Source organism: Streptomyces sp. NPDC016851 (assembly GCF_055562795.1).
The window spans coordinates 53,779-66,998 of record NZ_JBVHEP010000023.1 but is presented as its reverse complement, the minus strand read 5'-3'; the positions used below and the strand labels follow the sequence as shown (position 1 = coordinate 66,998).

Below are 13,220 nucleotides of genomic sequence, written 5' to 3'. Positions count from 1 at the left end.
GACGGCCCACGCGGCCATGGCATGATCGAGCCCATGCGTGAACGTGTTGTGGCCGCGTGTGACGGGGCTTCGAAGGGAAATCCCGGGCCCGCGGGCTGGGCCTGGGTCGTCGCCGACGCTTCCGAGATCCCGGTGCGCTGGGAGGCCGGGCCGCTCGGCAAGGCGACCAACAACGTCGCGGAACTCACCGCGCTGGAGCGCCTGCTGGCGGCGACCGACCCGGACGTGCCGCTCGAGATCCGGATGGACTCGCAGTACGCGATGAAGGCCGTCACGACCTGGCTGCCCGGCTGGAAGCGCAACGGCTGGAAGACGTCCGGCGGAAAGCCGGTCGCCAACCAGGACCTCGTCGTGCGCATCGACGAGCTTCTGGACGGCCGCTCGGTCGAGTTCCGCTACGTGCCCGCCCACCAGGTCGACGGCGACCGGCTCAACGACTTCGCCGACCGCGCCGCCAGCCAGGCCGCCACCGTCCAGGAGCCCGCGGGCAGCGGCCTCGGCTCCCCCGAGCCGCCGCCCGCCCCCGACACCCCGGCCAAGGCCCCGCGGTCCCGCTCGCGCGGCGGCGCTGCTCGTACCGGCAAGGCGTCGGCCGCGAAGGGCTCCACGCGCACGATCAAGGCGAAGTTCCCCGGCCGCTGCCAGTGCGGCCGTTCCTACGCGGCCGGTGAGTCCATCGCCAAGAACGACAGCGGCTGGGGCCACCCGGAGTGCCGCGCTGGTGCGACCGTCTGATCAGGCGTCGAACGTGTAGTGCGCCGTGTGGTCCAGCAGATCCGCCGGGCTCGTGTCGTGCCACGGCCGCATCGTCTCGCGCAGGTCGATCACGTTCGGCGTGCCCGCGGCCGGCAGATAGCCGGAGCCGGGGTGCCGCCGCTGCCACTCGGCCCACAGCTTGTCGATGTAGGCGTGGTGCAGCCAGAACACCGGATCGTTGGGGGAGACCCCGGTGGCCATCTGCCCGCCGACCCAGACGTGGACGCGGTTGTGCAGGTTGACGCCCCGCCACCCTTCGAGGTGATTGCGGAAACCGTCCGAGGCGCTGTTCCAGGGCGCCATGTCGTAGGTGGGTATCGACAGCACGGACTCGACCTCGGCCGGCGTCGGCAGCTGGCGTCCCCCGGCGCCGAGGGAGCGCCGCAGGAACGTGCGGCCGTCGACCCGCACGTTGATCGGCCAGTTCCCCGACGACGCGGAGAACGGCCCGTCCGTCACCCGGCCGTCCCGCTCGCGCCCGGTGCCGCCGAGGAAGTCGGGCGCCCACAGCGAGGCGCGCGGCGACCGGTCGACGCTCCAGTCCCAGTACGGCAGGGCCACCGACGCGTCCACCGACTGCAGCGCCCGCTCGAACTCCAGGAGGAATCTTCGGTGCCAGGGCAGGAAGGACGGTGAGCGGTGCCCCGTCCGCTCGCCGTCGTCGGTGTCGGAGACGATGAACGCGTTGTGCGTCGTGACGAACTCGTCGTAGCGGCCGCTGCGCTTCAACTCCAGGAGCGCGGCGACAAAACGCCGCTTCTCGTCGGCGGTCAGGGCGGACTGGTTCTTGCGGACGGTCATGTGCGGGTGCTCCAGATGCCTTGCGGGGTGGGTCAGTTGGCGGGGAAGGGCAGCAGCGGCGCACCCTGCAGCTCGTCCACCGCGGCCCGGGCGGCGGCGCGCGGGGTGGGCACCGGGTCGTAGTGGCTGACGACGCTGATCCAGGTGCCGTCGGCGTTGCGCATCACGTGCAGTTCCACACCGTCGACGAACACCGCGTATCCCGCGCCGTGCTGGTGGTGACCGGTTCCGGCGGCCGGCCGGCCCTGTATCCGGCGGCCCTTGTAGACCTCGTCGAAGGTCTGGTGGGAGTCGTGGTGCCCGGCGGCGGTGGCCGGGGTGCTGGCCGACCCCGTCCACGTGGCCGTGGTCGTGGCGACGACGGCCGCGGCGGTGAGCGCGCGGCGACGGCTGAGTTCCGGCATGCGGACCTCCTGGGTTCGTTCGGGTGATGACCCCGCATGCCTATCGGCCCGTCCGGTACCGGGAGAAATCCACGCGAGCCGGTTGGCTGCGATTCGGGCAATTCCCCTTTTGTCGTGCAAGGTTGAACCAAGATGATCTTGCCGTGGGAGGCGCCCGGGTGAGTCCGGAAGGGGAAGTTCCGCCCGAGCAGGGCGCTGTGACGGATGTTTCTCCCCGTGCGACCGGTTGCCCGTGGTGCGCGTCACGCCGGGAAACTGACGCGATTCGGCGGTCCGGACGATGATGCTTTTGTCCTGCTACTCTGCGTCCCCCATCGAAAGCTCTCGGTAATCCTCAGGGGTGTGCGTGAAGGTCGCCTGTGTCGGCGGCGGGCCCGCCGGTCTGTATCTCTCGATCCTGCTGAAGCGGCAGGACCCGTCCCACGACATCACCGTCCACGAACGCGACCCGGAGGGCTCCACCTACGGCTGGGGCGTGACGTACTGGCGCGGGCTGTACGACCGGCTCCACGAGCAGGACCCCGAGTCGGCGCGCGCCCTCGACCGCGACTCCGTCCGCTGGAGTGACGGCGTCGCCCACGTCCGGGACCTGACGGCCCGGCACAGCGGCGACCAGGGGCACGGCATCGGCCGCCACCGGCTGCTGGAGATCCTCGCCGCCCGAGCCCGCGAGCTCGGCGTACGCCTGGAGTACGAGCGCGAGATCACGGCCGAGGACCTGCCCGCCGACGCCGACCTGGTCGTCGCGGCCGACGGTGTCCGCAGCGCCCTGCGCAGCCGCCACGCCGCACACTTCGGCACGGAGGTCACGGCCGGGCGCAACCCCTACGTCTGGCTCGGCACCACGAAGGTCTTCGACGCCTTCACCTTCGCCTTCGTCGAGACCGGCCACGGCTGGATCTGGTGCTACGGCTACGGATACGGCCCCGGCCGCAGCACCTGCGTCATCGAGTGCGCGCCCGAGACCTGGACCGGACTGGGACTGGACCGGGCGGGCGAGGACGACGGGCGGGCCCTGCTGGAGAAACTCTTCGCCGACGTCCTGGACGGCCACCCGCTGCTCGGCCGCTCCGGCGGTACGCCCTGGCAGACCTTCCGCACCCTCACGAACCGCACCTGGTACCGCGACAACCTCGTCCTGCTCGGCGACGCCGCCCACACCACGCACTACTCCATCGGCGCCGGCACCACCCTCGCCCTGGAGGACGCGATCGCCCTGGCCGCCGCGCTGCGCGAGCACGCCGCGCTCCCGCAGGCCCTCGCCCACTACGAGCGGGAACGCAAGACCGCCCTGCTGCCCGCGCAGAGCGCCGCCCGCTACAGCGCCCAGTGGTACGAGAACCTCGCGCGCTACATGCACCTGCCACCCGAGCGGATGTTCGCCCTGCTCGGCCAGCGCCACTCACCCCTGCTGCCGCACGTCCCGCCGGAGCTGTACTACCGGCTCGACCGGGCCGCCGGGCAGCTGGAGCCGCTGCGCCGGTTCAAGCGCTGGCTCGGCCCGAAGGTCGCGCGGAGCGTGCACACGCGGGCCCTGGCGGCAGGTGAACAGACGCAAGGGTGAGGCGGCCTCACTTCTCGGCGCCCTGCCCGAACAGCCGGTCCAGGAAGGCGTTGCCGTACACCCGGTGCGGGTCCAGCCGGTCCAGCACCGCGCCCGCCTCGGCCCACTCGGTCGTGCCGACCGCGGCCGGCACGACCGTGCCCAGCACCTCTTCGTCGCTCCACACTCCGTCGTCCGTGTACGCCCACCCCTTGGACCACTCCACCCGGGTCAGCGCGGATCCGCCGTCGTACGCGCGCAGCAGGAACCGCTCGATCTCGCGCAGGAACGCCTCCGCGTCCGGCGTGCCCGGCAGCGTCAGGATGTCCAGCCACACGGCCGTGTCCCACTCGGGGCGGTCCTCGCGCGGCCGGAGCGCGGACAGCAGCGGCGGACGGGCCCCGGCCACCCCGCAGTCGCCGGGATCGTCCAGTCCGGTCACCCGGATCTCCACCGACCCGTTGACGGGGAAGCTGCCCCGGGCCGCGTACGCGGCCAGCCGCTCCCGGTAGAAGGCGGCGAACTCGGCCACGACCCGCTGCACCTGGTCCCTGGAGGTGAGCACGGCGTAGCCGTTCGCGTGGACCCGCAGTGTGGTCGGCTTCAGATACAGCAGGGTGTTCTTGGACGGTCCCCAGATGTCGCCGGAGAGGGTCGCCACCAGTCCGAGCGCGGCCGCGTCGTACTGCGCGGTGCCGAGCAGCGGCGCCAGGTACCAGGCCGCCTCCGACGTCATCCGGCCGACCAGCTTCGCCACCGGGGCCGGGATGTTGTCGGAGAACGGGTAGTTGTACGGCCGCGTCACGTGCCGTGAGGTCAGCGGTCGGGTGGGGGAGACGCTCCACACCTTCAGCCAGGGGTGCTCGGTGAAGGCGAACCAGATCGCCTCGACCCGACCCGCCTCCTCAAGGAAGCTCGCGAACGTCCGGCGCCCGTCCCCGGAGCCGGGCGCGGCGAACAACTCGCCGGCCGGGATGTCCGTACGGCTCACGCACCGCAGGTCGGCGTTGGCGCCCACCCGCAGCACCACCTCGGTCACCAGGGACCGCCCGAGATGGGTCAGCAGCGCGGCGCAGTCGGCCTCGTCGCGGTGGAACGTGCGCAGTGCGTACGTGCCGGCCCGGGAGTCCCACACCACCGCCGTCAGGGACAGGATCAGATTGCTCAGCGAGCCGTACGTGTGCCCCGGCGGACGCTGCTCTCCCCGGGCGGGAACGGCGGTGCCGTGCGCGTCGATCGCCAGGGCGCCGCCCAGGGTGAGGACCCCGGGAGCGGGAGTCGCCGTGACCCCGAGGCCGTGCTCCTCCAGGAAGGTGAGCAGGGCCTCCATGGTCACGCCGGTGCCCGCGCGTACGGCGGTCGGCGAGTCCAGGGCGAGGCCGGTCAGGTGGGGCGCGGTGTCGACGAGGAGGACCGGCGCGCCGGACGGCGTCCCCTCCGTCACCGTCAGGGGCGACCAGCCGTGCGCGGCGCCCCGGGCACGCACCCGCCACCCGTGCCGCCAGGCCCAGTTGACGACCTCGACCACCTGGGCGGGGCTTGCCGGCGCACAGGCCCACAGGCCGTCGGCGGTGATCTCGCCGACCCAGTTCCGGTATACCGAGCGGTACAGCGCGACGTCCGCCGGGAAGTCCGGCACCTCCGCCGCGGCGGAGGCCGGATCCGCCGGCAGGCCCGGCACGGCGGCCAGCGCCGCCGCGGTGAGGAGGAAACCCCGGCGCGACCAACGCGCCTCGTCCGACGGAAAGTTGTTCACTGCACCAGTTGTCACGTCGAGTCACGCTAGGGGCCCGTTGACACGTGACGTATACCTGTCGACTCTATTCACTCGTGTGAGTGAATTGGGCGGGGTCGGGTCCCGGAGCCGGATGTTCCGCGCGGGGCCGTGACGGATGACAGACTGACGCCATGGACGAGCGCACATTCGACAGGTCGGGTCAGCACGCCTCCGTCGTCGGTCTCGGGACGTGGCAGCTGGGAGCCGACTGGGGAGACGTCGACGACAAGGAAGCCCTCGCGGTGCTGGAGGCGGCGGCCGAGGCCGGGGTGACCTTCTTCGACACCGCGGACGTGTACGGCGACGGCCGCAGCGAGCAGACCATCGCCGCGTTCCTGAGCGGCAGGCCGGACCTGCACGTGATGGTCGCCACCAAGATGGGCCGCCGGGTCGACCAGATCCCCGAGAACTACGTGCTCGACAACTTCCGCGACTGGAACGACCGCTCCCGGCGCAATCTCGGCGTCGACCGCGTCGACCTGGTGCAGCTGCACTGCCCGCCGACGCCCGTCTACTCCACGGACGAGGTGTTCGACGCCCTCGACACCCTGGTCGAGGAGGAGCGGATCGCCGCGTACGGCGTCAGCGTCGAGACCTGTGCGGAGGCGCTGACCGCGATCGCCCGGCCGAACGTGGCGAGCGTGCAGATCATCCTCAACCCGTTCCGCATGAAGCCCCTGCGCGAGGTGCTCCCGGCCGCCCGCGAGGCCGGCGTCGGCATCATCGCCCGCGTCCCGCTGGCCTCCGGCCTGCTGTCGGGCAAGTACACGCGGGACACGGTCTTCGCCGAGAACGACCACCGCACCTACAACCGGCACGGCGAGTCCTTCGACGTGGGCGAGACCTTCTCCGGCGTCGACTACGCCACCGGCGTCGAGGCCGCCGCCGAGTTCGCCGCGCTCGCTCCGGCGGGGTACACCCCGGCCCAGCTGGCCCTGCGCTGGATCATCGACCAGCCCGGCGTCACCACCGTGATCCCTGGCGCCCGCTCACCCGAGCAGGCCCGCGCCAACGCGGCCGCCGCCCGTCTGCCGGAACTGCCCGGCGAGACGCTCACGGCGATCCGCGACCTCTACGACCGGCGGATCAAGGACCAGGTGGAATCCCGCTGGTGAGGCGCGCCCCTCACGGCACCAGGAGCAGCTGCCTCTCCTGCTCCTGGTCGCCGGAGGCGGCACCGTCGTCGCGGGCCGTGAAGGCCCGGGTGAGTGTGTCGCTCGCCCGCCGGACCGCCTCCGGGGCGCCCTGCACCGTGACGGTCACCGGGGCGGACAGGCGCTCGGGCCCCGCGCCGGGGGCGCCGGCGGGACTCGCGTCCGTGCCGTCGTCGAAGGTCGCCATGTGCACCGTCGCGTTCTCGTCGGCGGGCAGCTCGTCCGGCGCCCCGAACGTGCCTTGCAGGGCCCGGACGACCGCTCGTGCGTCGTCGGCGCCCCCGCCGCTGAGCGTGACGGTGAGCTGCGTACCGGACATGCGTCCACGACCTCCTCGGGCTGTGCGTCAGTCGCCGTCCGTGTAACCCTCCGCTGATCGCTCAAACCGCCGTGCGGGCGGGGACGACGGCCGTTTACGGGGAACCCGCGTGAGACAAGCACCCACGTCTCACACCGGGGAGTCACAGTGGCGGACACGGCAGACGGCGCGCCCAGGCGCCGGGGACGCAACGAGACGGAGGAGGAGAGAGCGGACCGGATGTGGCAGGAGCTCATCCAGGAGGTCCGCGTTGCGCAGATGGGCGTGCAGATCCTGTTCGGCTTTCTGCTCACCGTGGTATTCACCGCGAAGTACGACGACCTGACCGACACGGACCAGACGATCTACCTGGTGACGGTCGTCCTCGGCGCGTGCGCGACGGGGGCGCTCATCGGACCGGTGTCCCTGCACCGCCTGGTGTCCGGGCGGCGCGTCAAGCCCCAGGCGGTGCGGCTGGCCTCCAGGCTCACGCTGCTCGGCCTCGTGCTGCTGCTCGCCACGACGACGGCCTCACTGCTGCTGATCCTGCGCGTGGCGACGCACGACGGCTTCGTGCCCTACATCGTGGCCGGCGTCGTCGGCTGGTACCTGCTGTGCTGGTTCGCCCTGCCTCTGTGGACCCGGCACCGCCACACGTCGAAGTGACGAACCTGCGGCGGCGTCCGTCCGGCGGCGGACGGCACCGCAGGTTCGCCAGCGGGAACTCCCTGATCAGCCCCCGGCGATGACGTCCGCGAGGAAGTCGTCGACGCGGACCTCCTCGCGGCCCGGCGGGACCATCTCGTGGGTCTCCCGCAGGAACGCCGCGAACGCCGGGGCCCACGCGAACACCACCGCGTGGTGCCGGCCGCCGTCGGGGCGGGCGTCACCGAGGAACTCCATGCGCAGCTCCTGCCACATGCCCAGCGACTCGGGACGCATCCGCACGTCCCCCACCCCGACCGGACGCCGCAGCCCCTCGCCGAGCATCTCGCGGTCCAGCTGCCAGCGGGCGAGCACACGGCCGTCGTGGCTGAAGACCACGGTGACGGCGAACGGATCCGCGGCGTCGTAGCTCAGGTGGGCGAGCACGGAGAAACGGTCCGTGTCACCCGCCTGGAGCTGCACCACCAGGGTCTTGTGCACGAAGGAGTTCACGAAAGGGCCTCCGGGAAGAACCAACCGACGTAGAGCCCTCTAGTACCCCCCACACGCACAAGATGCTCAGCCCTCCGGGTGATTCCCCCGGGCACCGCGCAGGGACTCGATGCACACGGCCACGGCCCGCTGGAGCTCCTCCAGGCGCTGGACCATGTCGTCCTCGTAGAACTCCCCGGCGTCGTCGAAGGTCAGTTCCTCGAACACCTTGGTCGCCTTCTGGAGGCTGCTGTAGAACTTCGTGCGCCGCTCCCGTACCCGCAGTGCCGGGTCGGTCTCGACGGTCTCGACGACGAGGGACTTCATGGTGTCGTACGCCTCGGCGGCCCACTCGCCGGCGTCCTCGTCCTCGTCGAGCTCGTCGATGAGGGACAGGTGCCGCTCGGCCTCCTGACGGAGATCGGCCGGCGCGTCCAGAGTCTGCCCGGCGGGCGTCTTGATCTGCCCCGATTCGGCGATCTGGCGCACGTAACCGATCCGGTCGGCCGCCCTGCTCTCGCCGGCGACGGCCTTCTTCAGCTCGTCGGTGCGCACGACGTCACGGGCCAGCTCCGACTGGAGTTCGGGGTCCTCCCTTACCCGGTCCAGCAGGGCCTGGCGGGCCGCGCGGGCGGTGGCGGGGTCGGCGAGGATCGCGGCGCGCAGCGCGGTGGGGTTCTCCGCGACCTCCAGCGCCTTCGTGGGCCGGATGCCCTCGGCCTCGGCGGCCTCGGCGATGGCGGTGCCGCGCTCGGACGTGGCCCCGGAGCGGGAGACGTAGTAGCTCAGCCACACGTCGGCGTCCGGCAGTTCCACCTCCTGACCCGGCGTCAGCGCCTCGAAGTGCGGGACCAGTCCGTCGTCGGCCGCCCGGTCCCACGCCTTGTAGTAGCGCATGACCCGCTCCGGGGAGCACTCGGCGAGCTTCGCGAACTCCTTCGCCGACACCTTCGGCGTCTCGTCCGGGCCCTGCCCGCCGGGCCGCACGCTGCGCGCCACCTTCAACCCGAAGGCCCACCCTCCGGTCCGGGCGTACGCCCCGAACTCCCGCGCGTCCCGCGCGATCGGTTCGGAGACGGGCGCCGGGGAGGTTTCGGACGGGGTGATCACCAGGGTCACGGACGACTCTCCTGAATAGGCTGGCCGGTTGAGTATGTGCAGGTCGGCAGCCTATACGTGCCTGTGGCCCGGACCGGAAGGGGCGGATCTCAGCCGAACGCGTCACGCAGGGCCGGGAGCAGGGTCTTCTCCGACCAGTCCAGATACGCCGGCTGGGAATCACCGCCGATCTGGACCAGGGCGATCTCGGTGAAGCCGGCCTCCGCGTAGGGGCGCACGGCCTCGACGAACGCGTCCGGGTCGTCACCGCACGGGATGGAGTCCGCGACGTCGTCGGGCGTGACGAACTGGGTCGCCGCCTCGAAGGAATCCGGATGCGGCAGTTCCGAGTTGACCTTCCAGCCGCTGCCGAACCAGCGGAACTGGGAGTGCGCCCGCTTGATCGCCGTGTCCCGGTCGGGGTCGTAGCAGACCGGCAACTGGCCCACGCGAGGCTTGCCCTCGCCGCCGTGCCGGTCGAACGCCTCCAGCAGCCCCGCCTTGGGCTCCGTGGCGATCACCAGATCAGCCAGCCGGCCCGCGAGTTCGCACGACTGCTCGCCAGAGACGGCGATGCCGATGGGCGGCGCCTCGTCCGGCAGGTCCCACAGCCGGGCCGACTCCACGTCGAAGTGCGTGCCGCGGTGGTTCACGTGGCCGCCCTTGAAGAGGGCGCGGATGATCTCCACGGCCTCCTCGAACATCTCGTGCCGGACGTCGACGGACGGCCAGCCGCCGCCCACCACGTGCTCGTTGAGGTTCTCGCCGGAGCCGAGCCCCAGCCGGAACCGCCCCTCGGACAGCAACTGGACCGTCGCCGCCTTCTGCGCCACCACCGCCGGGTGGTAGCGGAACGTCGGGCACGTCACGTACGTCATCAGCGGGATACGTGACGTGGCCTGGGCGGCCGCGCCGAGCACCGCCCACGCGTAGGGCGAGTGACCCTGCGAGCGCAGCCACGGGAAGTAGTGGTCAGAGGTCACCGAGAAGTCAAAGCCCGCCTCCTCGGCCCGCACCACGTGGTCGACGAGCTCTCGGGGGCCGGCCTGCTCGGTCATCATCGTGTATCCGATTTGCACCATAACCGCCGAGTCCCCTGACAGCAGGCGTGAAAACTGCTCGATCAAGGTCCGTCGGCGGTGCAGGATGCCCCCATGAGTGCCTCCTCTCTGCCTGCGGACAGCCCCGCCGCCCAGGGCGTCGACGCGTCCGGTGTCCACGCCTTCCTCGACGCCCTCGAAGCGGATCCGGAGCTCGAGCCGCACAGCCTGATGATCATGCGGCACGGCCGGCTGGTCGCCTCCGGCTGGTGGGCGCCGTACACCCCCGACCGCCCCCACCTGCTGTACTCCCTCAGCAAGAGTTTCACCGGGACCGCCGCCGCCCTGGCCGAGGCCGAGGGGCTGCTCGACTTCGACGCGCCGGTGATCTCCTACTTCCCGGAGTTCGAGGCCGAGATCACCGACCCGCGCAGCCGTGCCATGCTCGTCCGGCACGTGGCGTCCATGTCGAGCGGCCACGAGCGGGAGACCGTCGACGAGGTCTACCGGCTGGACAGGGCGGAGCCCGTGCGAGGGTTCCTGCTGCTGCCGCCGGACCGCGACCCGGGCACCGTCTTCGCCTACAACCAGCCCGCCACCTACGCCCTTGCCGCGATCGTCCAGCGGGTGACCGGGCAGCCGCTCTCCGCCTATCTGCGCCCCCGGCTGCTCGATCCGCTCGGCATCGGCGAGGTGTTCTGGCAGCGGGACCGGTCCGGCCGCGAGATCGGCTTCAGCGGTCTGCACGCCACGACCGACGCCATCGCCCGGCTCGGTGAGCTGTACCTGCGCGACGGGGTCTGGGAGGGCGAGCGGCTGCTGCCCGAGGGATGGGTGGCCCGGGCCACGCGCCCGCACATACCCACCGCCGGAGCCATGGGAGACGAGGACCGGCAGGACTGGGACCGGGGCTACGGGTACCAGTTCTGGATCTCCCGGCACGGCTACCGGGGCGACGGCGCCTACGGCCAGTTCTGCCTGGTGCTGCCCGAGGAGGACGCGGTGATCGCCATGACCGCGGCGACCGAACGGATGCAGGACGTCCTGAACCTGGTCTGGCGGCACCTGCTGCCCGCCTTCGGCCCCGAGCCGCTGCCCGGACGCGAGAGCGCCGACGAGGCCCTGCGCGAGCGCCTCGCCGGGCTCGCGCTGCCGCCCGCCCCGGGAAGGCCGGCGCCGCCGGAACGGGCGGAGACCTGGGCGGCCGCCGAGTTCACGTCCTCCACCGACAAGGACGGCCCCGCTCGGTCGGCCCGGCTCGTACCGGACGCGGACGGCTGGATGCTCCGGCTCACCGAGGGCGAGCACCGGCTGGACCTGCGGATCGGAGGGGAGAGCTGGACGGTGGCGGAGGAGCCGCTGCCGACCGCGGTGAGCGGCGGCTGGACGGACGCGGGCACGCTGACCGTGGAGGTCGCGTTCCTGGAGACCCCGCACCGCCTGGCGCTGACCTGCACCCTCGCGGACCGCACGCTCACCGCGAGCTGGCGCACCGAGCCGCTCCGCCCCGGCCCGCTCACCTCCCTGCGCGCCCCGCGCCGCTCAGTCTGAGTCCGGCCGGAACGTCTTCAGGAGGGTTCGCAGCGCCTGCTGGTTCGCCTCGTCCTCCCAGTCGGCGTCCGGGGTCGTCCAGCGCAGCGAGAAGCTCCGGCCCCCGCCCAGCAGGAAGCCCCGGCCGAAGGTGTGCACCCGCGTGCCGTCGACGTCCGCCGTCCACTCCATGTCGGCGGCCTCGCGCCCCTGGTACGTCGTCGCGCGGATCTCGCCGATGCGCCGGTAGTCGCCGGACCGCTCCAGGTTGGGTTCGACTTCGTCGCGCCACACGGCCACGGGGTCCGGCCCCACGCGTTCGCTGTAGGTGACGGCCAGCGTGCGGTCGTCACCGTCGGCACCGAAGGTCACGCGGTACCGCAGATCGCCCTGGCGATCGGTGTCCAGCGGCTCCCAGCCCGCGGGGAGCGCGACGGAGAAGCCCTCCGGCGCGCGGTAGGTGTGGAAGCCGGGCGGCAGGGCCGTGGTGGGGGCGGACGGCGTCGGCGTGGGAGTCGGTGTGGGTGTGGGCTTGGGGTCGGGGGACGACGGAGAGGGCGTGGGGGAGGGGGAGCCGGTCCGGCCGGGGGGCCCGGACGGGTCGGGGACGCCGCCGGTGCCCTCGCCCGGCGGGGCGGCGGAGGCCGGTGGCCGGGCCGGGGACTCCGCCGCGTCACTGCCCGTGTCGCTGCCGGGCAGGCCCTGGGTCGCGGCGAGCACGGCGACCGCGACGGTGATCACGGCCAGGGTGGTCCCGGCGACCATGGTCCGTCTGCTCCAGACCGGGCCCCCCGGCCGCATCGCGGCGTACGCGCCGCGCAGCCGCGGCACGGGCACCGACCCCATGACCGCCTCCGGGTCCTCGCTGAGCGCACGGGTCAGCGCCTCCCGGACCACCGGGCGGGTCAGCCGCTCCCGCGCGTCCTTGCGGAGCAGCCCCTGCACGACCTGGGTGAGCGGCCCGGCGCGCACCGGCGTCCGCAGCGGCAGCCGGTCCACGCCCTTCAGGGTGTTCTCGGGCCGGCCCCGGTCCCGGAAGGGCGGGCGGCCCTCGGCCATCGTGTAGAGGATCGCGCCGAGCGCCCACAGATCGGCCGCCGGCCCGATGTGCTGGTCGCGGGCCTGTTCCGGGGAGGCGAACGCGGGGGCCGTGAGCCGGGGCGCGAGGGTCGCACCGACCAGGCCGTAGCCCGTGACGACGACCGACTGGTCCTCGCGTACGAACACCTGGCCGGGGCTGAGCTCGCCGTGCGTGACGCCCTCGGCGTGCGCGGCGTCCAGCACGTCGAGCAGCTCGAGGCCGATACGGGCGGCCCGCACGTAGTTGAACGTGCCCTGCTCCGAGAGGAGTTCGCCGAGCGGGCTGCCGTCGATCCACTCGGTGACGGTCCACAGGGTGCCGGCCTCCTCGACGGCGTCGACCACCGTGGCGATCCGGCCGGGGCACAGCAGCGCCATGCGTTCGGACGTGCGCAGCAGGCGGCCGGCGGCCCGGCGTTCGGTCTCGTACGCGTCGTCCGGGAGCCCGATCTGCGTGACGAGACACGGACGGGAGATCTCCCCGGCGCCGAGGTCCTCGGCGTACCAGCAGATGCGGTTGGTCTCGCGCTGGATGATCTCGAGCAGCCGGTACCGGCCGGCGACCAACTGGTGTGTGGAGACGTGCGCCCTGCCCATGGCCA

General features: G+C 72.4%; 13 protein-coding genes. 5 read left to right on the top strand and 8 right to left on the bottom strand.

From position 1 onward, the window contains the following. The first annotated feature begins 21 nt into the window (after positions 1-21). Complete coding sequence (locus ACZ3I3_RS30955) at positions 22-735, top strand: ribonuclease H family protein (protein ID WP_467370474.1); 714 nt, start codon at positions 22-24, stop codon at positions 733-735. Here ACZ3I3_RS30955 and melC2 read toward each other — a convergent pair whose 3' ends face one another. Both melC2 and melC1 read right to left on the bottom strand, forming a co-directional pair. Next, the gene (melC2, locus tag ACZ3I3_RS30950) at positions 736-1,557 is read right to left on the bottom strand and encodes a tyrosinase MelC2 (RefSeq protein ID WP_467370472.1); all 822 of its coding nucleotides are present in this window, start codon (positions 1,555-1,557) and stop codon (positions 736-738) included. Positions 1,558-1,589: 32 nt separating this feature from the next. After that, positions 1,590-1,961 (bottom strand): apotyrosinase chaperone MelC1, encoded by a 372-nt coding sequence (gene melC1 / locus ACZ3I3_RS30945; protein ID WP_467370471.1) that lies wholly within the window; start codon positions 1,959-1,961, stop codon positions 1,590-1,592. Positions 1,962-2,301: 340 nt separating this feature from the next. Here melC1 and ACZ3I3_RS30940 point away from each other — a divergent pair, with 340 nt between their 5' ends. After that, a complete protein-coding gene (locus ACZ3I3_RS30940; protein WP_467370469.1) occupies positions 2,302-3,525 on the top strand; it encodes an FAD-dependent monooxygenase in 1,224 nt (407 codons plus the stop codon). A 7-nt stretch (positions 3,526-3,532) separates the two neighbouring features. On the opposite strand, the gene ACZ3I3_RS30935 is transcribed toward ACZ3I3_RS30940, so the two are convergent. Then, positions 3,533-5,275 carry a cholesterol oxidase substrate-binding domain-containing protein gene (locus ACZ3I3_RS30935; protein ID WP_467370468.1) on the bottom strand — a complete coding sequence of 581 codons (1,743 nt, stop codon included), beginning with the start codon at positions 5,273-5,275 and terminating at the stop codon, positions 3,533-3,535. A 137-nt stretch (positions 5,276-5,412) separates the two neighbouring features. Here ACZ3I3_RS30935 and ACZ3I3_RS30930 point away from each other — a divergent pair, with 137 nt between their 5' ends. Next, positions 5,413-6,396 carry an aldo/keto reductase gene (locus tag ACZ3I3_RS30930; protein WP_467370466.1) on the top strand — a complete coding sequence of 328 codons (984 nt, stop codon included), beginning with the start codon at positions 5,413-5,415 and terminating at the stop codon, positions 6,394-6,396. Between the two features lie 10 nt (positions 6,397-6,406). Here the strand turns inward: ACZ3I3_RS30930 and ACZ3I3_RS30925 are convergent, their stop codons facing one another. Further along, positions 6,407-6,754, bottom strand: a complete 348-nt coding sequence (locus ACZ3I3_RS30925; RefSeq protein WP_467370464.1) for a hypothetical protein — start codon at positions 6,752-6,754, stop codon at positions 6,407-6,409. A 219-nt stretch (positions 6,755-6,973) separates the two neighbouring features. Here ACZ3I3_RS30925 and ACZ3I3_RS30920 point away from each other — a divergent pair, with 219 nt between their 5' ends. Further along, positions 6,974-7,399, top strand: coding sequence for a DUF6328 family protein (locus ACZ3I3_RS30920; protein ID WP_467370587.1), 426 nt, complete (start codon positions 6,974-6,976; stop codon positions 7,397-7,399). Between the two features lie 66 nt (positions 7,400-7,465). On the opposite strand, the gene ACZ3I3_RS30915 is transcribed toward ACZ3I3_RS30920, so the two are convergent. The 3 genes from ACZ3I3_RS30915 to ACZ3I3_RS30905 form a co-directional block, all read right to left on the bottom strand. Beyond that, positions 7,466-7,891 (bottom strand): SsgA family sporulation/cell division regulator, encoded by a 426-nt coding sequence (locus tag ACZ3I3_RS30915; protein WP_467370462.1) that lies wholly within the window; start codon positions 7,889-7,891, stop codon positions 7,466-7,468. A gap of 66 nt (positions 7,892-7,957) precedes the next feature. After that, the gene (locus ACZ3I3_RS30910; protein ID WP_467370461.1) at positions 7,958-8,989 is read right to left on the bottom strand and encodes a hypothetical protein; all 1,032 of its coding nucleotides are present in this window, start codon (positions 8,987-8,989) and stop codon (positions 7,958-7,960) included. 89 nt (positions 8,990-9,078) lie between these two features. Next, entirely contained in the window at positions 9,079-10,050 is a 972-nt protein-coding gene (locus ACZ3I3_RS30905) for an LLM class F420-dependent oxidoreductase (RefSeq protein WP_467370459.1), read from the bottom strand. Positions 10,051-10,122: 72 nt separating this feature from the next. On the opposite strand from ACZ3I3_RS30905, the gene ACZ3I3_RS30900 reads away from it, so the two are divergent. After that, complete coding sequence (locus ACZ3I3_RS30900; protein WP_467370457.1) at positions 10,123-11,559, top strand: serine hydrolase domain-containing protein; 1,437 nt, start codon at positions 10,123-10,125, stop codon at positions 11,557-11,559. Here ACZ3I3_RS30900 and ACZ3I3_RS30895 read toward each other — a convergent pair. Next, entirely contained in the window at positions 11,551-13,215 is a 1,665-nt protein-coding gene (locus tag ACZ3I3_RS30895) for a serine/threonine protein kinase (RefSeq protein ID WP_467370456.1), read from the bottom strand. The genes ACZ3I3_RS30900 and ACZ3I3_RS30895 overlap by 9 nt on opposite strands. Positions 13,216-13,220: the final 5 nt, after the last annotated feature.